This is a genomic window from Xaviernesmea rhizosphaerae (assembly GCF_001938945.1).
Classification (GTDB): Bacteria; Pseudomonadota; Alphaproteobacteria; order Rhizobiales; family Rhizobiaceae; genus Xaviernesmea; species Xaviernesmea rhizosphaerae.
Genome location: NZ_MKIO01000030.1, coordinates 171,123 through 188,561, shown reverse-complemented (window position 1 = coordinate 188,561; position 17,439 = coordinate 171,123). Strand labels below are relative to the sequence as shown.

The following is a 17,439-nucleotide window of genomic DNA, read 5'->3' as shown; positions in this document are numbered from 1 at the left end:
GTTGCCTTCCCAGTTGCCGCGAGACGCCGGCATTTTCACGAAGGAGGAAACCGATGAACCAGCGCTTCGACCCCAATGACAAGCGACCGACCACACCCGGCAGCTGGCCGGCCGACAAGGCCGCCGCCGATGCTGGCGCACCGCGCACCGCCCCTCTGGGCACCACGGCCACCAGTGATCCGCTGCTGAATGCCCGACCGCTTGACCCTGATGCGCCGGTCACGCGCCCGCGCAGCAACTGGCCGATCCTGATCATCCTTCTGGCCGGCCTGATCGTCGCGCTGCTTCTTTGGCTGCCGGGCGGCAATTCTGGCAACGACACCGCCACCCAGCCGGCAGCCCCGGCATCGCAGGCAACCCCGCCCGCTGATCAGGCAACGCCGCCGGCCGCAGGCACCACCAGCAGTGACACGACCGCTCCGGCCGGCAATACGACGGCAACGCCGCCAGCTGCCGCCACCCCGCCGGCTGCCACGCCTCCGGCCGCAACCAGCACGGATACGGGCACGCCTGCCACTGGCACCGGCTCGACCGGCACCGAAACCCCGGCCACCGGCTCGGGCAGCACGGCTCCGGCCACGGGCACGACCGGTACTGCGCCGTAAGCCGCACAGACCGGCATTCGCTAAATCAGACAGAATGGAACGGGCCCAATCGGGCCCGTTCGCATGTTATGGACTCGCCATCCGATCACGCCTGCGAACACCTTCAGGCGCAACCAAAAGCCGCGTCATTCGTTTTCACGGAGAGACTGGCGAAGACCGCCGGCAAGCACTTCGAGGAGACAGACCATGGCCGAACGCTCCGCAAAGACCACCACCCGCGAGGAAGATTATCGCGATTACGAGCACCGGGATATCGACCAGGGGTGGCCCTATGCCGACGAGATCTCCGGCTCGCCGACCGATCCGGCCAATGGGGCCTATGGCGAGGGCGCCGAGAGCTTCGACGAACAGGGCAATCCCGGTTTCCAGACGGCCGACGACACGCGCATCGACAGCGCCAACGGACCCGATCTGGTCGCCGACGATGTGGAAGGTGACCTTGATGACGACGCCATCGAGGCGCAGCTGGTCGAGCGGCTGGAAGATCGCGGGCTCGATCTATCCGCGCTGGAAATCCGCGTCAGCGATGGCGAAGCGCTGCTGACGGGCGCGGTGGAGACGCGCGAGGATCGGATGATGATCGAGCGCCTGGCGCTTGCCCAGCCCGGGATCAACAGCGTGCGCAACGATCTGACGACGCTAGCCGTCGACGCCGCCCTTCCCAGCGATCTCGACTCCTGACACCATCGCTGCGCATTGCTGCAGCTTGCGTGGGGCATCGGGCCGGAAACCGGCACCCGGTTTCGGTCCGATGCGAACATCGGAGATCGGGAGCATTTGGGTCGTCAGTGTTCCAGCCTCGGCGCGAGCCCTGACATGACGGCCAAGGGGTTTCGCGCTGTGTGAAAAGCCTGACCGGGGGCACTGTCCAGGCCTTCCGTTGGTTCAGTGCCCGATCATGATAATCGGGAGACTAGCAACCTATGTCAGATCTTTGTCCCAACCCTATTTGTCCGGAGGCCTCCGGCTTCATGGCTATGCTCGGAAGCGGGTGGCCTCATGGGAAAGGCGGAGGATGATCAAAGACCTGGCCCGCTCGGACGCTGATCCGTCTCGTCGCTCCTCTGAGCATTCATCCCCTGATCTCAACGAATTCCTGATCGGCCTGGCGCGGGGTCTGGGCGGTGCGCTGCTTTTCGCGCTGCCCATGCAGATGACGATGGAGATGTGGGAGCTCGGTTTCACCATGGACCGTTGGCGGCTGCTGCTCCTGTTGCTGGCCACCCTGCCGCTCTTGTTCGGCCTTGCCCGGCGCATCGGCTTCGAGGAAACCTTTTCCTGGCGGGAGGGGATGCGGGATGCGGTGATCGCCTATGGCATCGGCATTGTTTCGAGCGCGGTGCTGCTTTCCCTCTTCGGACTGATCACGTCCGATATTGCGCGGGAGGATCTGGTGGGCAAGATCGCTCTACAGGCGGTGCCGGCCAGCATCGGCGCGCTGCTCGGCCGCAGCCAGCTCGGCAGCGGGCCGGACGAGGAGGACGAGGACGAACAGCAGGAGACCGAGGGGACCGGCTATGGCACCGAGCTGTTCATGATGGCCATCGGCGCCCTGTTTCTCAATCTCAACACCGCGCCGACCGAAGAGATGATCCTGATCTCCTATCTGATGACCCCTTGGCATGCGCTGGTGACCATACTCCTGTCGATCGCAGTCATGCATGGCTTCGTCTATGCGGTCTCCTTCAAGGGCGGGCACGAACTTTCGCAGGATGTGCCGAGCTGGCATGCGCTGATCCGCTTCACCCTGCCTGGCTATGTCATCGCCCTGCTGATCAGCCTCTACTGCCTGTGGACCTTCGGCCGGCTCGATGACGCAGGTGCCATGACCAACCTGATGGCGGTGGTCGTCCTCGGCCTGCCCGGCGCCATCGGCGCGGCGGCGGCCCGGCTGATCCTGTGAGGTCTCCATGAGCGGACAAAAGACGAAAAAGACCGTGGAAGCTCAAGGTCACTGGATCGAGTGGGCCACCGGCCTGATCTCCGGCCTGCTGGTAATCGCCATGATCGGCATCGTCGCCCTGGATGCCCTCACCGCCTCGGATGCGGCCCCGGATCTCAAGGTGACGATCATCAACCAACGGCCGACATCGGGCGGCACGCAGGTCTCCTTCATCGTCTCCAATCTCGGCAAACGCTCCGCCGCCGGCGTTCCAGTGACGGGCCTGCTCTCGCGCGAGGGACGGGTGGTCGAGCGGCGGGAGGTGATCTTCGACTATGTGCCGGCGCAATCGCAGGAAAAGGGCGCGCTGATCTTCAGCGAAAATCCCGACGGCGCGCAGCTGGAGCTTCACACCTCGGGCTATCGCGATCCCTGACCGTCGCGCGGAACTCCCACCTTTTGCAAGCGGCGCCCCGCCTGGCTTATTCGGAAGGGCCGAAATCCAGCTGACGCTCGCGTCTGATCAGGGCGACATGCTGGCGGATCTGGCGTTCGGCCTCGCTCCGGCTGGGATAAAGCCGGCCATCCAGATCCCAGGCATCGAGTTTGACGGCGACGAACTGCATGTCATCCTTGCACGGCACGAGCACGCCAACGGCTTCGCCGGCAACGGTGACGACATGCTTTTCCAAGATTGCTCTCTCCCTGTGTGCCGGGCTGGTTCTGTTAAAGACCGGGCGATTGCCGCCTTGTCCCGCCAGCCATCTGGCCATGTTGCGCCGCTGAGACGACGCGCCTTCCCTTAGCGCGCTTTTTCCAAAGGCGCGCGGATGAAAACCGGAGGGCGCGTCATTTTGTTCCGGGGTCAGCGCCGAGCCGGCGAGGCGCTCAGGCGAGGAAACGGTCCGGGCGATAGGGCGTCAGGTCGATGACCGTGCGCTCGCCCGTCATCATCTCCGCCAGTGCCCGGCCGGTGACAGGGCCGAGCGTCATGCCGTGATGCGCATGGCCGAAGGCGAACCACAGGCCCTGGTGACGCGGCGCCTTGCCGATAACAGGCATCATGTCCGGCGTGCAGGGCCGCGCGCCCATCCAGGGTTCGGCATCGCGCCGCTCGGCCAGCGGGAAGAATTCGCGCGCCACCTTTTCCGCCCGCGTCAGCTGAACCGGCGTCTTCGGCGCGTCGCGATGGGCAAATTCCGCCCCCGTGGTCAGGCGGATGCCGCGCAGCATCGGAGCGAGGAAATAGCCCATTTCCGCGTCGAGAACCCAGTTGTTCAGCGTCGCATTGCCTTCGGCGCCATAATGCATGTGATAGCCGCGCTTGACGGCGAGCGGCATGTGGTAGCCGAGCTTGCGGGTCACCGCATCGGCCCAGGGGCCTAGCGCCACGACGACCTCCTGCGTTTCGAGCGGACCCTCCGGCGTGGCGAGCCGCCAGCCGGGACCTTCGAGAATATGCTCGAGCGTTGCCGCATCACCGGCCATCAGCATGCCGCCGAGCGACTGGAAATAGGCAAGATAGGCCTTGAGCAGGCTTTGCGGGTCGCGGATCGACCAGGGGTCGGTCCAGCGCAGGCCGCCGACCAGTTCGGTGCGGATCGAGGGTTCGGCCGTGCGGATATCCGCCGCCGTCAGCTTCTGGTGGTTGACGCCGAAAGCGGCGGAGAGGTTTTCCGCGTCCTTATAGGCGGCATCGCGCGCCGCCTCGGTGCGAAACACCTTCATCCAGCCATCCTTGCGGATCAGATCCTCGGCGCCCGAGGCGCGGATCAGATCATCATGCTCGCTGATCGAATGCTCGATCAAAGGAGCATAAAGGCGGGCGATGCGCTGGTGCTGGCGAAAGCCCGAATGCCACCAATAGCGCGCGAGGAAGGGAACGAGCCCCGGAAGGGCTTTCAGATGGTAATGCGCGTCAATCGTGTTGTTCAGCGCGTAGCGGAACAGCGCACCGAAATCATGCGGGAAGCCATAGGGAAACACGCCTTCGCGCTGGATCAGGCCGGCATTGCCATAGGAGGTTTCCTCGCCGGGGCCGCGCCGGTCGAGCAGCACGACCGACTTGCCGCGCCGCGCCAGATGAATGGCCGTGGAAATGCCCACGATGCCCGCGCCGAGAACCACAACATCCGTCTTCTTCATCCGCTGCTCCTTCGCCCAACGCGGTCGCCTGCGCGCGGCCGCGCAGCCGCTACTTCTTCTTGATCTCCACCATGATGCGCTCGAGATAGCCGAGCAAGAGGGCCGAGATCACGAAAGCCAGGTGGATGATGGTTGCCCACATCAGCCGCGCCTGATCATATTGCTGGGTGTTGAGAAAGATCTGCAACAGGTGGATCGAGGAGATGGCAACGATCGAGGAGGCCACCTTGATCTTCAGGCTGCCGGAATCAAGCTTGCCGAGGAAGGACACCTCCCCCTCGCCCTCATCGAAACGGCTGACGAAGTTCTCGTAGCCCGAAATCATCACCATCACGATCAGGCTGGCCACCAGGGCGGCGTCGATCAGGCCGAGCATGGCGAGGATCATGTCGGCTTCGCTGTAGACGAAGACATTGCTGGCGACCTTCAGGAATTTGTAGATGAAGGACACGCCATAAACCGCCAGGGCCGCCACCAGCCCGAGATAGAAGATCACCAGCAGCCATCGGCTGGAGAGAATGATTCTTTCGATAAGCAGTTCGAGGGACTTCATCGGAACCAGCGCCTTTCGCAGTGCAACACGGCTCCATGATTAGCCAAGGCTCATTCAGGCATCAAGCGGGCGACAAGCAACTTCGCGCGATCCGTGAACCCAGAGAAACATGCAAAAAACGAAAAACACGCATCAAAAAAGGCGGCACACCCTGCGCCGCCTTGCCATCACCTTCCCTGTTTGTGCTCTGCCCGTTACGTCCGGCGCATCAGGCCGGCCACCAGCGAGATGACCAGGAAGGCCAAAAACAGGAAGAAGAGGATCTGCGCGATACCAGCAGATGCACCGGCAATGCCGCCAAACCCGAGAACGCCGGCAATGATTGCTACGACGAGAAAGACAAGCGCATAGTAAAGCATGAGAATTTCCTCCGGTTCGATACTGTCGGGAAACGCGCGCTCCAGCAGAAGGTTCCTTAACCGGAGAAAGATCGACGACAGGGGCGAGAAAAATCAGATGTCGTTAATACGTCGTTTACCATAGACGCCGGGTTGCGCCATTTTGAAACGCAGGCATGGAAAGTTGCGGAACCATCCCGCTCAGGCGACGTTGAAATGCCAAATTCATCAACGGACACGAGACGATGGTACAGTTATCAGCACATCTCCTCAAATCCGCCTCGGCGGTCGCTCGTCCCTCCGAACGGTGGCGCGAGACGAATGTACACATCGGGCAGACCTTGAAGTCCCTATACTTCAACGGCGACACGCCCCGCACCGAGGGGGTCTTCGCAAACCTCCTCAACCAGCTGGACGATGCGGAGGACGGAAGCTACCGGCCAGTCTGACGCTTGCGGCGTGAGCCCCGATATCAACGCTGTTTAAAAAAGGAGGCCCCTCACCGGGCGTCCTTTTCTGTCTGTCGATCCGACAAACGAAAACGCCGTCCGCAAAGGGTTGCGGACGGCGTGCGGGCATTGCGGCAGATAGGACGAGACGGTTACTCGGCCGGCGGCGCCAGCACCAGGGGGCGCGGGTCGCGCTTATAGGCATTGGCGTCGTAGCGTGGCTGCTTCTCCAGCTGCGCCTTGGTGAAGGGCGAGTAGATCGTCATCTTCCCCTTGGCATCCGCCATTACCTGGATATCGCGCGCGCTCATGGCCACCGGCTTTTCGCCGATGCCGAGAAAGCCGCCGACATCGATCACATAGGCGTCGAGCTTCCCCTCGCGGTTGAGGATGACATCGCCGACCTTGCCGATCTCGGTGTCATCCGCCACCTTGACCGGCGTGCCGATCAGGCTGGTGGTGCTGACAAGCGCGGGATCGACAGGGCGCAGCTGCGGCTCGGCGGTGTCCGCCGGCGGCGGCGCTTCCGGATCGGTCATCTCGGGCGTGGTGCCCGTCATGGGAACCTCTGCCTGCGCACCTGCGGCAGGCGCCTGCGCGGCCACATCAGGCTGGGCCGGGGTGCCGGTTTCGGTGAGTTCGCTGCCGGCCGGCGTCGTTGCCTCGCTCTCGGGCGTGGGGCGCGGTGCCGTGTTGGGCGCTGCGGCCTTGTCCGTGGTAGCGGCCGGATCCATGATCGCCTCGCGCTTGAAGACGGGAGCGGCTTTGAGATCATCGCGGCTCATGGCCACAACCAGGATCTGCTGCCCGTCCCGCTCGGACCAGGACACGCGGTCGAAGCCGACAGCTACATCCTTCTCCCCGATGCCGAGAAAGCCGCCGACGCCGACCACCAGCGCCTGGGCCGTGCCGGCCGCGTTCATTACCACATCCTTGACCTTGCCGATCGCCTCTCCCTCCTCATCGACACCGGTATAAACCGTTTTGCCGATGACATTGCTGGCCAGCATGGGAGGATTGGCGGCGTCGGAGGCGCCGGGTGCGGACGTTGCTGCCGGCGCCGTGGAGGCAGGCGTTGTCGCGGTCTGGGCCTGCAGGTTCGGCATGGCGACGGCCAACCCGGCAGCGAGCGCGGTGGTGGCGAGCAGGACGCGGATCATGAAGTTCTCCTTGGGCATGGCAGAATGATGCGTGGCAGGAAGCGATCGGTTCAAAAAGAGATCACTCACACAACGCCACACCCCCGCCTGCGGTTCCCGCGGCAGGCATGCTCCCACAGCCAGACGAGCTGGATCGCCTGTAGCAGATCCGACCTTCCCCTATCCTTCATTCCGCCTGATGCGCAGCAGGCTCAGCGAACATGGTTCTCCGCCACAAGGATCTTCTGCTTCACCGGTGTCGTCGTCAGGCGAACCTCAAGCTCGTCCTGCGCGTTGATGTGCCAGGCGATCCCGGTATAGTCGTCCTCAAGTGCGGGATCGACTTCGGCGCATTTTCCGTAAATCACGCCATAGTCACGCCGGACTGTACCAATGGCCGGGCGCAGATCGCGCTGGCATTCCTGCATGGTCTCGAAAGCAAAGACTGGCGGCTCGATCTCGGCGCAATGACTATTGCCGGCCGAGCAGCCCACCAACATCATGATCGCTGCAATATGCTCCATCGGGCGCTCCATCGATCGGATGGTTTCGCCTTGGCAACGGTCGATCGGGACAAGATGTTCCCGCCATGCTTTAACGCCTGGTTAAGATTTCTTAACCCGCGGCCCCGGGGCAAACCGGGGACCGGTGAGAAGCACGAGCGAAGCCTCGCTCGAGGCGATTCTTTTGCAGCGCAAGGGGGAACCGAAGACGCCCCATGCGCGTTTTAGAAGCGTCTCACGCGTCACCTGTTCCGGCTGGCGCAGCACCGCAGCATGATACGCCCGTTTCTCCGGCCGATCCTTCGTCTGGCGTCTCGCGATGCGCCCGATTTGCCTGCAGTGCGCCGCTTCGCATCGTGACGCAGCATTGGCCGGCCGGCAGCGGGTGATGTGTGCCCGTGCAAAGGTCGCGCTTGAAGGAAGTGTCAGATGCTGCGCAGCCCTGAACCGACCTGGCTTTCCGAAAATCCCGGCACCCGCACGGTGCTGATCCACGGCATGGTGATGGCCCCGGCCTTCTGGCGCTGCTTTGCGCCAAGCATCGCCATCACGGGTCGCGCGGCGGCCTATCCCCTGCCCGGCCACTCGCCCTGGATCCTCGGCAATGATGCGACGCCGCTGACGACGGAAGTGATTGTCGATGCCTATGCGCAGGCGATCGAGCGCGATTTCGACGGCGAGCCGGTGACGCTGATCGGCCATTCCACCGGCGGCTTCCTGTCGCTGCTGATCGCCCGCCACCGGCCGGATCTGGTCGATCGGGTCGTGCTGATGGGGGCGTTTGCCTGCGGCCGGTTCGAGGGACAGGAGCGGATGGCCTCGCGGATCCTGCGCCTTCCCTGGCTCGGCCGCCTGCTGTTTTCGCGCCTCTTCACCCGCTGGATCGCCACCAAGGAAACCTTCCGCTGGGGATCGTTGGAATGCGTCTTCGACAAGACCGTGCGCTGGGAAACCGAGGAAACCCAGGCGACGATGGAGGCGGTTCGGGCACATCTTCTGGCTTCGCGCCCGCACGAGATCGCCGCGTTCGTGGTGTGGATGTCGCGCACCTCCATCGTTCCCGAACTGCCGCGGATCGACGTGCCCGTGCTCAACATCATCGGCGCGGGCGACCGTGTGGTACCGCCGATCCACCAGATTCACCTGGCCGCCGCCTTACCGCGCTGCCACACGGTCATTCTCAACGCCATCGGCCATCTGCCGATGGCGGAGGCGCGCGGCGTGGTCGACCGGCTCATCAGCGATTTCATCCTTCTCGGACCGCACGGCCTGTCCTCTCGCGCTGCAGCGCAGAAAAATCGGTCTGGCGGTGCAAAACCGGTGTTTTCACGGAAAAATGAAGCCAGCGGAACCAATATGACGGCAATGCGTTGAATGGGCGATCCTCGTCATCGAGCCAACATTGAACCCAAGAGGACCCCATGCTCGGCACTATTCTGTTGATCATTCTCATTTTGCTGCTGATCGGTGCATTGCCGACCTGGGGACATAGCCGTAGCTGGGGCTATGCGCCCTCAGGCGGGCTCGGCCTGGTGGTGATCATTCTTCTTATCTTGGTGCTGATGGGCCGCATCTGACGGACCCCGCGACACTCGACTATCTGACCCTCGAAAGGACTCCGTCATGAAAAAAGCCCTTCTCGCCGTGGCCTGCATCCTGCCGCTCGCCGCCTGCACCCAGACCGAACGCGGCGCCGCCATCGGCGCAGGATCAGGCGCCGTCATCGGCGGCATCGCCACCGGCAATGTTCGCGGCGCAGCCGTTGGTGCCGCTGTCGGCGGCGTCGCTGGCGCCCTGATCGGTCGCGCCAACGAGCCCGGCCGCTGCATCTATCGCGACCAGTATGGCCGCCGCTACACCGCTGCCTGCTAAGTCAGCTTAAAATTACAGAGATGTGCCCGCCATTGATGAGGATCAGGCGGGCACATTTGTTTTTGCTTACGGGAATCAAATGTCTACAGACGATGCTGCAGGCGGTACTGGAAAACGATAGATGCGCTGATATGCCCCAAAACGCTGTGTCTCTCCGACGCATGCGAAGCCGATACGCTCCAGCATCCGACAAGAAGGGAGATTGGCAGCCTGCGCCTCCGCAACCAAAGATTGCAGCCCCATATGGAAAAGGGCATGCTGAAGGATCCTGTCGACGGCCTCTGCTGCCAATCCCTGTCCAGTAAATTCGGGAAGAAAGCTGTACGAGATTTCGACATCCTCGCCGTCATGATGGCTATGAAGAGCAACCAAACCGATAACAGGTTCGCGTGCGCGCGCGCCAATTAGTGTAACGACCCAAACGTTTTCTCTGGTCGATAAAAGATCAGAAACACGTGCTGCGGCCTCGTCCTTGCTCAACGAGCCCCCCAGGAAAACGCGAACTGTGGGATCGGTCCAAAGACGGATCAGCTCTTCTCCATCGGCGTCTATCGGTGGCCGCATCTCGCAGCGGCTGGAAAGGAGCATCTCAGCTCTTTCCCACCTTCTCCGCCCGGTCCAGCTGCTCCAGAAGATCGAGAAACATATCGGGGATCGGCTCCTGCTCGACGGCGGAATAGAAGGCCTTGAGCTTGGCCGCCACCTGGCTGTTGGGATCGATCGGAACATTGCCCGGCCGCAGCACGCCGCTGCGCTTGCTATTGCGATGATCGGGCATCAGAGCGCCGCGCTCCCTTGCACCACTTTTTGCACCGCACAGGCGCCCGAGCGCGCGGAAAACCTGACGGAGCAGGCTTGCAAAAACGGCGGCAACACCATCTCTGTCATGGATTTTATCCTCATCAAACTTCCCATGGAGAGGAAAAAATGGTCAAACGGTTCCGCTGTTTCCGGAGCGTTGCGGGGCCGCCTTCCGAGAAGTGGGTTCATCATACCGAAGGACGTCTTAAATGTCACTTTCCATGCGCATCGCCGCTCACCTGCCCTATCTTCGCCGTTTCTCGCGCGCCGTCACCGGCTCGCAGACCTCGGGCGATGCCTATGTCGCGGCTGTGCTCGAGGCGCTCATCGCCAATATCGGCCTGTTTCCCAAAACGTCCAGTGACCGGGTCAGCGTCTTCAAGCTCTATTGCCAGCTGTTCGACCAGGTGACGATCGCGCCCTCGGAAGCAGCCTCTCCCTTTTCCTGGGAGCAGCGCGCCGCCGACAATCTGCAGAACATCACGCCCGATGCCCGCAAGGCCTTCCTGCTGGTCTCGGTCGAAGGCTTTTCGCCCGAGGAAGCCGGCGAAATCCTCGGCCTCTCGGCGGACGACACCGGCGCATTGCTGCACAAGGCCTCGCAGGAAATCTCCGCGCAGGTTGCCACCGAGATCATGATCATCGAGGACGAGCCGCTGATCGCGATGGACATCGAGGACATGGTGCGCAGCCTCGGCCATGGTGTGTCCGGCATTGCCCGCACCCATGCGGAAGCCGTCGACCTTTTCCACCGGACCAAGCCGCAGATGGTGCTGGCCGATATCCAGCTCGCCGATGGCAGCTCCGGCATCGATGCGGTCAACGAGATCCTGAAGAGCTCGACCATTCCGGTGATCTTCATCACCGCCTTCCCGGAGCGGCTGCTGACGGGCGAAAAGCCCGAGCCGGCTTTCCTGGTGACCAAGCCCTTCAACCCCGACATGGTGAAGGCGCTGATCAGCCAGGCGCTGTTCTTCGACGAGCATGCCGGTCGCGGTAAGTAACAAACTATTCACTATTCCGGAACGGGACGGTCGAGCGCGAAGCCGTCGAACCAGGCTTCGCGCTTTCCGGCGATCTCCGCCGCCAGCATGCGCGAAGCCATGTAGGAAAACGTGATGCCGTTGCCGCCATAGCCATAGGCGGCAAAGATGCGGCTATGGCCCGGCACCGCGCCGATCAGCGGAAGGCCGTCCTGCGTGGTGCCGAAGGCGCCGGCCCAGGCATGGGTCACCTGCCGGTTCGCCTCGGGGCGCAGCTCGCCCAGAACCTGCAGCAGCCGGTCGCGCTTCTGCGCGGTCTTGCGCGCGCGTTCGTCCGGGTCCTGCGTGTCGTCATCCTCCCCGCCGATGACGATCCGCCCGTCGGCGGTCGAGCGCATGTAGTGATAGTCCTCCGAAGCCTCCCAGACCAGCGGACGCCCCGGCCAGAGCCCCTGTGGCGCCTGCGGCACGGTGGCCAGCGCCCAGCTCGAGACGGTGCTGTGCAACTCCGTCTTGACGAAGTCAGGCATGATATAGCCGGTGGCGAGAACCACATGGCGCGCCTCGATCACGCGGCCATCGGCCATTTCCACCGCCACACGGCGGCTGTCGGCATCGAATAGCTCCGCTTTCGCATCGATGAGCCGCAGACCGGCGCGTTCTGCACGATGCAGAAGCCCCCAGGCCAGCAGCAGCGGATCGGCATCGGCCGAGCCGGGCGAAAGAATGGCGCCATCGCGCCGGAGATCGAAATGAGCCTGAAGATGCGCGCCATCGACGAACTCGCCCGGCAGCCCGGCCCGTGCGCGCAAAGCCGATTCCGCCTGCAGCACGCGGTGATCGACGCCATCGGCAGCGATATAGAGTGTGGCGCGCGGGCTGAACTGGCAGTCGATGCCGGAATCGGCCACCAGCCGGGTCAGCCCCTGCACGGCGGAGAAGCTTTTGCGGTAGATTTCCGCCGCCGCATCGAAGCCGTAGAGTTCTGACAGCCGGTGAAGCGGCTGGTCGATTTCCCATTGCAGCATGGCGGTGGAGGCAGCCGTGCTGCCGAGCCCCGGCTGCTCGCTGTCGATCAGCGTGACCTCATGGCCGCGTGCGACCAGATGCTCGGCAAGCAGCGAGCCGGTGATGCCGCCACCGATGATCAGCACTTCCGTCGTCATGCTGTCGGTCAGCCGACGGCGTTGCGGCGGGCTGTGCTGCAGACCCCAGGGAGAGCGGCCATTGTGCAGGTCCTCCTGCGTTGTCTCCTGCGTATCGATCATCACCGACATGGCGCAAGCTCCTGACGTGAATGGAAAAATCGGAAAGGTGAAGAATGACGCGACACGGCGCGACCTTGCCGGCCGCCCTGGCGGGACGACCGGCTTTGTAATATTCCTGTTACGCTTTAGGGAGCGATGCGGATCAGCCGGGGAGCTGCCGCTCGGGCGGATGGCTGCGGACTTCGTTGAAGATCGTCATGGCGATCAGCGACAGCGGCATGGCGAGCATGGCGCCGACAGCACCCCACATCCAGGTCCAGAAGATGATGGCGATGAAGATGAGGAAGGGGTTGATTTCCAGCCGGCTGCCGAGGATTGCCGGGGTGACCAGATTTTCCATGACGAGATGGAGGAGGAAGAAGCCGGCCGCCGGCGCCATCGCCAGCAGCAGGGCATCATGCGTCATCAGCCCTGCGCAGAGCAGCGCGATCGTCATGGCGGTGACGCCGAGATAGGGAATGAAGCTGGATATGAAGGCGAAGACACCCCAGAGCGGGGCCATGGACAGGCCGCCGATGAAGGCGATCAGGCCGGTGACCGTGCCGAGCGCGAGATAGATCAGGCTGGCAGTGGCAAAGTAGAAGCCGACCGCGTTTTCGGTGGCGTTCATGATGCGGATCGCCGTCAGGCGACGCTCGCGCGTGATCAGCGCCATGATGATGGTTTTGCGCAGATGCGCCCTTCCGAGCAGAAACAAACCCAGCGCAGCCAGGAAGATTGCGGCCTGGACGAAGGCGGGCGTCAGGCCCGCCGCCAGGGCGCCGAGAACGGCACCCGCATTGGCCATGGCCATGTCGGAAATGGTCTTCTCATTGGCGCCGTCGATCACGTGACGCGCCCATTCGAAACGGTTGAGAAATGGCAACATACGATCCACGCTGCGCTCGATCATGGCCGGCGCGGCAGCGACGAGATTGCTGACCGGCTCGATCAGCGCATTGATGAGCAGGAACAGGCCGACCGCGAAGATCAAGCCGAGGATCAGCCCGCCCGCGCCCGGCGGCAGGCCGAAGCGCGACAGTTGGTCCGCCGCGCGGCCCAGCACCATGCCGACGACGATCGCCAGCGTGACCGGCATCAGGATCGGCTCGAGCAGATAGATCACCACCGACATGGCGATGACGAACATGCCGATAATAGACCAAGCGACCATGAGATCGAGAAGACTGCGATGCGGACGCTCGGGCTCGCGCTCAAGCAGAGCCTGCAGCTCAAGATCAACCTTTGTCTTGTTCTTGAACATTCCACGCCCGGCGAAGGAAGCGCTCATTTCCCTGATCTCCATGCCCTGCGGGCATTCCCGCTCTGTTCCAGCCATGACGGCCCAGGATCACGCGGGATCAAGGGCCGTCGTTGCATTTTTATCTCTTCGCTCGGCAGGCCGAGGGCAGAACGCATCCTTCAAGCCGCCGCCGACAACCCGGCAGCGGCCTGAAAGCGGTCAGTAGCGCTCCGGTGGGAAGACATGCATGGTCAGCGAGAACAGGCCGAGGCCGACAAGAACCACCAGCAGCGTCGAGGCGACATCCTGCGAGGTGACCGGCATCAGGCCGAAGGCGAGGACCAAAGCGGCGAGAGCGAGCAGGAAGATCCTGGGCAGCCAGTAAAGCATGGGTGTTCCCCTGTGATGGTCAGAAATTGTTTGGGATGGCGGCAGTTTCGGGCCGGCAAACATCTGGCGTTGCGCGGCCGGTCTGCCCAAAAACGCGTGACGCCTTGCCTTGTTCCGAGATCTTAACAAGCGTTTACTGCGCAGACTCCCGTCCCATGCACCGCGCATTGCTCCATCCCTCGAAAAACCTGTTCGCGATAACCTTTCCTCCATCTCCCCTTGCTTCCATGGGGCAGGAAGGCCCGGGGCGTGGGCCTGCATTCGCGCGGCCTGCGTGCCGCTCACAATGGGGGAAGACGACGATGTGCGAGGCATGCGAGGGCGGTTCATGGAACCGGCGCGGGTTCCTGCGGCTGGCGGGTACAGGTGTTCTCACGGCAACGGCGGGCATGGCAGCACCTGCTCTGGCCGGGGAAGATCCGCCGCCATCGCCGGACGAGGCGCTGGATCGCCTGATCAAGGGCAATAAGCGCTTCATTCAGGATGCCGAGGCCTGCGCCGCCGGTTTCATCGATCGGCGCGCCGAAGTCGCCAAGGGCCAGAAGCCCTGGGCGATCGTGCTCACCTGCTCGGACAGCCGCGTGGTGCCGGAGCTGATCTTCGGCGGAGTGACGCTGGGCGAGATGTTCGTCGCCCGCAATGCCGGCAATGTGGTCGATACGGACGTTCTCGGAACAATCGAATATGGCACCGAACATCTGCATGTGCCCCTTGTCGTGGTCATGGCGCACAAGCGCTGCGGCGCGGTGGCCGCTGCCTGCGATGCGGCGCTGAAGGGCACGAAGTTCGAGGGCAATATCGGCCGGATGATCGAGGGCATCGCCGAGATTGCCGTGAAGGACAAAGACCGGCGCGAGGGTTTCCCGGAAAGGATCGCCCGCAGCCATGCCATTCGCGGGGTCAAGCGCATCCTCATGGAAAGCGAGCCCGTCGGCCATCTGGTCCATGCCGGCCGGGTCAAGGTCGTTCCGGCCTATTACGATCTCGACAGCGGCGCGGTAGAGTTTCTCAACCAGACCATTCCGGGCTGAAGACCTTGCCCCCGCCATGTCCGGGCGCGAGGCAAAATGCTGCCGTTCCGCCTGAAAAAATGGCCAGCCCGAAAATGTTGCAAACAGGATACATGCGGTGAAAAGCCTCAATCCGCGCCCATGCGCGGATTGCGATGAAATCACATTAGGGCCAAATTATACGTCCATGTGGCATCCGCGGCTCCGGGTTTTCAGGATCGCAGCACACCGCCATTATCGTACAAAGAGATCAATATGCTTTGGAACGACTTTCTGAAGAGCCGCAAGATCACGACTTTTGCGGATGTTCAGCGCAGCCATGGCGGCCTTTATCCCGGTTTCCTGTTTCTCCGCCATGCGCTGGCGATCACCATTCTTCTGCATCACGCGCGCATCCTGACCCGCGGCCCGCATGACGGGAGCACGGGCGTGGTCATTGGCGGCGACGGCGCGACCATGGCCAGCATCCTCTTCAGCCAGGATGCGCTGCGCCCGTTTCTTTATTCGCTGGTCGGTGCCTTCTTTGCCCTGAGCGGATTTCTCGTTGCCGGGAGCGCGTTGCGCAACAGATCGGTCAAGGACTTTCTTTTGCTCCGGGTGTTTCGGCTGCTCCCGGCTCTGACGACGGAAATCATGCTGTCGGCGTTCATTCTCGGGCCGATCGTGACGGAATTTACCCTGTCCGCCTATTTCACCGACCATAATCTCTACGAATATTTCGGCAATCTCGTTGGCTTCGTCCAGTTCGATCTGCCCGGCGTCTTTATCCACAATCCCTTCCCCGACCGTGTGAACGAGAGCCTCTGGACGCTCGAGCCGGAACTGGCCTGCTATGGCCTCATGGCGCTCGTCATGGCGCCCGGCCTTCTGTTCAACCGCCGCCGTTTCGGCATCATCATGCTGATCGTCACGGCCGTGCTCGCCATCGTCGCCTTCACCGGCCTTGCCGACATCAATACCCGCCTGGACCTGACCCGGTTCTCACACTGGTTTATCGTCTATCTCTTCTTTGTCGGCGTTGTCTTCAAACTGTTCGACGAGTTTCTGCCCGTCAGCCTGCCGCTCTTCGTGGTGTGCGGCGTGAGCTATTTCTTCCTGCTGCTGACCAATGGATCAGACGTCATGGCCGGGCTTTGCCTGGTTTATTGCACAGCCTATGTCGGCGCGCTGCGCTTCGGCTGGTTCGACCGGATCTGCCGGTGGGATATTTCCTACGGCCTCTATCTCTACGGCTTCCCGATCTCGCAGACCCTGATCCATTTTCTGGTTCCGCATTACCTGGGTCAGGACGCCAAAGGCGTGGTGGTGATCATGGCGCTGTCGCTGTTCCTCACCGTCTGCTTCGCGTCAGCTTCCTGGCTGCTGATCGAAAAGCCGGCCCTGAAGCTCAAGAAGCTGATCTCCCCAAGGGTGAAGGAGCCTTATCGCCCCGCGCCGGAAGCGCCTGCACCGGACGCATCGGTGCGCCAGCCCGCATGACATGTCGGACTGGTCCGATTTCGACCTGACGCACGGACGCATGCCTGACCCTCATGGTCGCCGACAGCGCGCGGCCATGACAGGGAGGATGATCCGAACGCCGGGACGCGCGTAATGGGGAAAGATCATTCCCCACGAGGAGACGCACGCCCATGCGCCGACAGATCCTGACCGCTTTCCTTCTGCCTGCGCTTTCCTTGCTGGCGCTGCCGGCCCAGGCCGAAGGCAACCGCCTCAAAAATCAGGACATCAAGGAGAAGATCGTCGGCCGGACCATCTATCTTGCGGCGCCGATGGGCGGCGAGTTTCCGCTGAACTACCGGACCAACGGCCAGGTCGATGGCGATGGCCAGGCGCTGGGGATCGGCAAGCTGGTAAAGCCCTCCGACAGCGGCCGCTGGTGGATCGCCGAAGACCGGCTCTGCCAGAAGTTCAAGACCTGGTATGACGGCAATAGCATGTGCTTCGTGCTGAGCGATGCCGGGCCGAAGAAGGTCAAATGGATCCGCGACAATGGCGAGACCGGCATCGCCCGCATCGGTGACTGATAGGAAAAGCCCTGCGGCAGCGTGCAGCGACCGCAGGACTCTAGAGCATCGGACTGAAAACAGTCCTCAGTGCAATGCTCTAGATTTTTGTTTTTGCATCGGATTGTTCCGAAAACCGGTTCCCACTTTTCGGTCCGATGCTCTAGACTTGCAACGCCCAAGACATCGCGCTTCGGCATTATGTCTTACAGTCTGTCCAATCATAACCGTTGGCCGCCTGCAAATGGCAATTTCTGCGCTTCCGGTGCTCAC

Annotated in this window: 22 protein-coding genes; 11 read left to right on the top strand and 11 right to left on the bottom strand. The window is 62.7% G+C overall.

Going from position 1 to position 17,439, the window contains the following annotated elements; genetic code table 11:
- The first annotated feature begins 53 nt into the window (after nucleotides 1-53).
- The 4 genes from BJF92_RS13225 to BJF92_RS13210 all read left to right on the top strand — a co-directional run bounded on the left by BJF92_RS13225 (nucleotide 54) and on the right by BJF92_RS13210 (nucleotide 2,923).
- Nucleotides 54-605 carry a hypothetical protein gene (locus tag BJF92_RS13225; protein ID WP_075635208.1) on the top strand — a complete coding sequence of 184 codons (552 nt, stop codon included), beginning with the start codon at nucleotides 54-56 and terminating at the stop codon, nucleotides 603-605.
- Between the two features lie 186 nt (nucleotides 606-791).
- Nucleotides 792-1,286: a BON domain-containing protein gene (locus BJF92_RS13220; protein WP_075635207.1), complete on the top strand. Its 495-nt coding sequence runs from the start codon at nucleotides 792-794 to the stop codon at nucleotides 1,284-1,286.
- A 334-nt stretch (nucleotides 1,287-1,620) separates the two neighbouring features.
- Nucleotides 1,621-2,508, top strand: a complete 888-nt coding sequence (locus BJF92_RS13215; protein WP_078058006.1) for a TIGR02587 family membrane protein — start codon at nucleotides 1,621-1,623, stop codon at nucleotides 2,506-2,508.
- A gap of 7 nt (nucleotides 2,509-2,515) precedes the next feature.
- Nucleotides 2,516-2,923: a TIGR02588 family protein gene (locus BJF92_RS13210; RefSeq protein WP_075635206.1), complete on the top strand. Its 408-nt coding sequence runs from the start codon at nucleotides 2,516-2,518 to the stop codon at nucleotides 2,921-2,923.
- A gap of 46 nt (nucleotides 2,924-2,969) precedes the next feature.
- Here BJF92_RS13210 and BJF92_RS13205 read toward each other — a convergent pair whose 3' ends face one another.
- The 6 genes from BJF92_RS13205 to BJF92_RS13175 all read right to left on the bottom strand — a co-directional run bounded on the left by BJF92_RS13205 (nucleotide 2,970) and on the right by BJF92_RS13175 (nucleotide 7,635).
- Nucleotides 2,970-3,179 carry a hypothetical protein gene (locus BJF92_RS13205; protein WP_075635205.1) on the bottom strand — a complete coding sequence of 70 codons (210 nt, stop codon included), beginning with the start codon at nucleotides 3,177-3,179 and terminating at the stop codon, nucleotides 2,970-2,972.
- A gap of 196 nt (nucleotides 3,180-3,375) precedes the next feature.
- Nucleotides 3,376-4,632: an NAD(P)/FAD-dependent oxidoreductase gene (locus BJF92_RS13200; RefSeq protein ID WP_075635204.1), complete on the bottom strand. Its 1,257-nt coding sequence runs from the start codon at nucleotides 4,630-4,632 to the stop codon at nucleotides 3,376-3,378.
- 49 nt (nucleotides 4,633-4,681) lie between these two features.
- Nucleotides 4,682-5,185, bottom strand: a complete 504-nt coding sequence (locus tag BJF92_RS13195) for a TIGR00645 family protein (RefSeq protein ID WP_075635203.1) — start codon at nucleotides 5,183-5,185, stop codon at nucleotides 4,682-4,684.
- A 194-nt stretch (nucleotides 5,186-5,379) separates the two neighbouring features.
- Nucleotides 5,380-5,544 (bottom strand): DUF1328 domain-containing protein, encoded by a 165-nt coding sequence (locus tag BJF92_RS13190; RefSeq protein ID WP_037105882.1) that lies wholly within the window; start codon nucleotides 5,542-5,544, stop codon nucleotides 5,380-5,382.
- A gap of 580 nt (nucleotides 5,545-6,124) precedes the next feature.
- Nucleotides 6,125-7,132 (bottom strand): PRC-barrel domain-containing protein, encoded by a 1,008-nt coding sequence (locus tag BJF92_RS13180; protein ID WP_075635201.1) that lies wholly within the window; start codon nucleotides 7,130-7,132, stop codon nucleotides 6,125-6,127.
- Nucleotides 7,133-7,323: 191 nt separating this feature from the next.
- A complete protein-coding gene (locus BJF92_RS13175; RefSeq protein ID WP_075635200.1) occupies nucleotides 7,324-7,635 on the bottom strand; it encodes a hypothetical protein in 312 nt (103 codons plus the stop codon).
- 408 nt (nucleotides 7,636-8,043) lie between these two features.
- On the opposite strand from BJF92_RS13175, the gene BJF92_RS13170 reads away from it, so the two are divergent.
- Genes BJF92_RS13170 through BJF92_RS13160 form a run of 3 tightly spaced genes read left to right on the top strand, consistent with a single transcriptional unit; the run spans nucleotide 8,044 to nucleotide 9,486 of the window.
- Entirely contained in the window at nucleotides 8,044-8,988 is a 945-nt protein-coding gene (locus BJF92_RS13170; RefSeq protein ID WP_075635199.1) for an alpha/beta fold hydrolase, read from the top strand.
- Between the two features lie 47 nt (nucleotides 8,989-9,035).
- Nucleotides 9,036-9,191: a DUF3309 family protein gene (locus tag BJF92_RS13165; protein ID WP_075635198.1), complete on the top strand. Its 156-nt coding sequence runs from the start codon at nucleotides 9,036-9,038 to the stop codon at nucleotides 9,189-9,191.
- 46 nt (nucleotides 9,192-9,237) lie between these two features.
- Nucleotides 9,238-9,486, top strand: coding sequence for a YMGG-like glycine zipper-containing protein (locus BJF92_RS13160; RefSeq protein WP_075629298.1), 249 nt, complete (start codon nucleotides 9,238-9,240; stop codon nucleotides 9,484-9,486).
- Nucleotides 9,487-9,561: 75 nt separating this feature from the next.
- On the opposite strand, the gene BJF92_RS13155 is transcribed toward BJF92_RS13160, so the two are convergent.
- Nucleotides 9,562-10,074 (bottom strand): GNAT family N-acetyltransferase, encoded by a 513-nt coding sequence (locus BJF92_RS13155; RefSeq protein ID WP_075635197.1) that lies wholly within the window; start codon nucleotides 10,072-10,074, stop codon nucleotides 9,562-9,564.
- Between the two features lies 1 nt (nucleotide 10,075).
- Entirely contained in the window at nucleotides 10,076-10,264 is a 189-nt protein-coding gene (locus tag BJF92_RS13150) for a NepR family anti-sigma factor (protein ID WP_075635196.1), read from the bottom strand.
- A 232-nt stretch (nucleotides 10,265-10,496) separates the two neighbouring features.
- On the opposite strand from BJF92_RS13150, the gene BJF92_RS13145 reads away from it, so the two are divergent.
- Complete coding sequence (locus BJF92_RS13145) at nucleotides 10,497-11,291, top strand: response regulator (protein ID WP_075635195.1); 795 nt, start codon at nucleotides 10,497-10,499, stop codon at nucleotides 11,289-11,291.
- Between the two features lie 11 nt (nucleotides 11,292-11,302).
- Here the strand turns inward: BJF92_RS13145 and BJF92_RS13140 are convergent, their stop codons facing one another.
- The 3 genes from BJF92_RS13140 to BJF92_RS25760 all read right to left on the bottom strand — a co-directional run bounded on the left by BJF92_RS13140 (nucleotide 11,303) and on the right by BJF92_RS25760 (nucleotide 14,150).
- Entirely contained in the window at nucleotides 11,303-12,547 is a 1,245-nt protein-coding gene (locus BJF92_RS13140) for an NAD(P)/FAD-dependent oxidoreductase (RefSeq protein ID WP_075635194.1), read from the bottom strand.
- A gap of 133 nt (nucleotides 12,548-12,680) precedes the next feature.
- Nucleotides 12,681-13,808, bottom strand: a complete 1,128-nt coding sequence (locus BJF92_RS13135; RefSeq protein WP_075635238.1) for an AI-2E family transporter — start codon at nucleotides 13,806-13,808, stop codon at nucleotides 12,681-12,683.
- Nucleotides 13,809-13,979: 171 nt separating this feature from the next.
- Nucleotides 13,980-14,150, bottom strand: a complete 171-nt coding sequence (locus BJF92_RS25760) for a hypothetical protein (RefSeq protein WP_176218729.1) — start codon at nucleotides 14,148-14,150, stop codon at nucleotides 13,980-13,982.
- 389 nt (nucleotides 14,151-14,539) lie between these two features.
- Here BJF92_RS25760 and BJF92_RS13130 point away from each other — a divergent pair, with 389 nt between their 5' ends.
- The 3 genes from BJF92_RS13130 (at nucleotide 14,540) to BJF92_RS13120 (ending at nucleotide 17,187) form a co-directional block, all read left to right on the top strand.
- A complete protein-coding gene (locus BJF92_RS13130) occupies nucleotides 14,540-15,181 on the top strand; it encodes a carbonic anhydrase (protein WP_245294749.1) in 642 nt (213 codons plus the stop codon).
- Between the two features lie 234 nt (nucleotides 15,182-15,415).
- On the top strand, nucleotides 15,416-16,639 hold the full coding sequence (locus BJF92_RS13125; protein ID WP_075635192.1) for an acyltransferase family protein: 1,224 nt from the start codon (nucleotides 15,416-15,418) through the stop codon (nucleotides 16,637-16,639).
- A 152-nt stretch (nucleotides 16,640-16,791) separates the two neighbouring features.
- Entirely contained in the window at nucleotides 16,792-17,187 is a 396-nt protein-coding gene (locus BJF92_RS13120; protein ID WP_075635191.1) for a hypothetical protein, read from the top strand.
- Nucleotides 17,188-17,439 lie beyond the last annotated feature (252 nt).

Coding starts and splice junctions, on each gene's coding strand:
- BJF92_RS13225 (WP_075635208.1), top strand. CDS start 54: ATGAACCAGCGCTTCGACCCCAATGACAAGCGACCGACCACACCCGGC.
- BJF92_RS13220 (WP_075635207.1), top strand. CDS start 792: ATGGCCGAACGCTCCGCAAAGACCACCACCCGCGAGGAAGATTATCGC.
- BJF92_RS13215 (WP_078058006.1), top strand. CDS start 1,621: ATGATCAAAGACCTGGCCCGCTCGGACGCTGATCCGTCTCGTCGCTCC.
- BJF92_RS13210 (WP_075635206.1), top strand. CDS start 2,516: ATGAGCGGACAAAAGACGAAAAAGACCGTGGAAGCTCAAGGTCACTGG.
- BJF92_RS13200 (WP_075635204.1), bottom strand. CDS start 4,632: ATGAAGAAGACGGATGTTGTGGTTCTCGGCGCGGGCATCGTGGGCATT.
- BJF92_RS13195 (WP_075635203.1), bottom strand. CDS start 5,185: ATGAAGTCCCTCGAACTGCTTATCGAAAGAATCATTCTCTCCAGCCGA.
- BJF92_RS13190 (WP_037105882.1), bottom strand. CDS start 5,544: ATGCTTTACTATGCGCTTGTCTTTCTCGTCGTAGCAATCATTGCCGGC.
- BJF92_RS13180 (WP_075635201.1), bottom strand. CDS start 7,132: ATGATCCGCGTCCTGCTCGCCACCACCGCGCTCGCTGCCGGGTTGGCC.
- BJF92_RS13175 (WP_075635200.1), bottom strand. CDS start 7,635: ATGGAGCATATTGCAGCGATCATGATGTTGGTGGGCTGCTCGGCCGGC.
- BJF92_RS13170 (WP_075635199.1), top strand. CDS start 8,044: ATGCTGCGCAGCCCTGAACCGACCTGGCTTTCCGAAAATCCCGGCACC.
- BJF92_RS13165 (WP_075635198.1), top strand. CDS start 9,036: ATGCTCGGCACTATTCTGTTGATCATTCTCATTTTGCTGCTGATCGGT.
- BJF92_RS13160 (WP_075629298.1), top strand. CDS start 9,238: ATGAAAAAAGCCCTTCTCGCCGTGGCCTGCATCCTGCCGCTCGCCGCC.
- BJF92_RS13155 (WP_075635197.1), bottom strand. CDS start 10,074: ATGCTCCTTTCCAGCCGCTGCGAGATGCGGCCACCGATAGACGCCGAT.
- BJF92_RS13150 (WP_075635196.1), bottom strand. CDS start 10,264: ATGCCCGATCATCGCAATAGCAAGCGCAGCGGCGTGCTGCGGCCGGGC.
- BJF92_RS13145 (WP_075635195.1), top strand. CDS start 10,497: ATGTCACTTTCCATGCGCATCGCCGCTCACCTGCCCTATCTTCGCCGT.
- BJF92_RS13140 (WP_075635194.1), bottom strand. CDS start 12,547: ATGTCGGTGATGATCGATACGCAGGAGACAACGCAGGAGGACCTGCAC.
- BJF92_RS13135 (WP_075635238.1), bottom strand. CDS start 13,808: ATGAGCGCTTCCTTCGCCGGGCGTGGAATGTTCAAGAACAAGACAAAG.
- BJF92_RS25760 (WP_176218729.1), bottom strand. CDS start 14,150: ATGCTTTACTGGCTGCCCAGGATCTTCCTGCTCGCTCTCGCCGCTTTG.
- BJF92_RS13130 (WP_245294749.1), top strand. CDS start 14,540: ATGGCAGCACCTGCTCTGGCCGGGGAAGATCCGCCGCCATCGCCGGAC.
- BJF92_RS13125 (WP_075635192.1), top strand. CDS start 15,416: ATGCTTTGGAACGACTTTCTGAAGAGCCGCAAGATCACGACTTTTGCG.
- BJF92_RS13120 (WP_075635191.1), top strand. CDS start 16,792: ATGCGCCGACAGATCCTGACCGCTTTCCTTCTGCCTGCGCTTTCCTTG.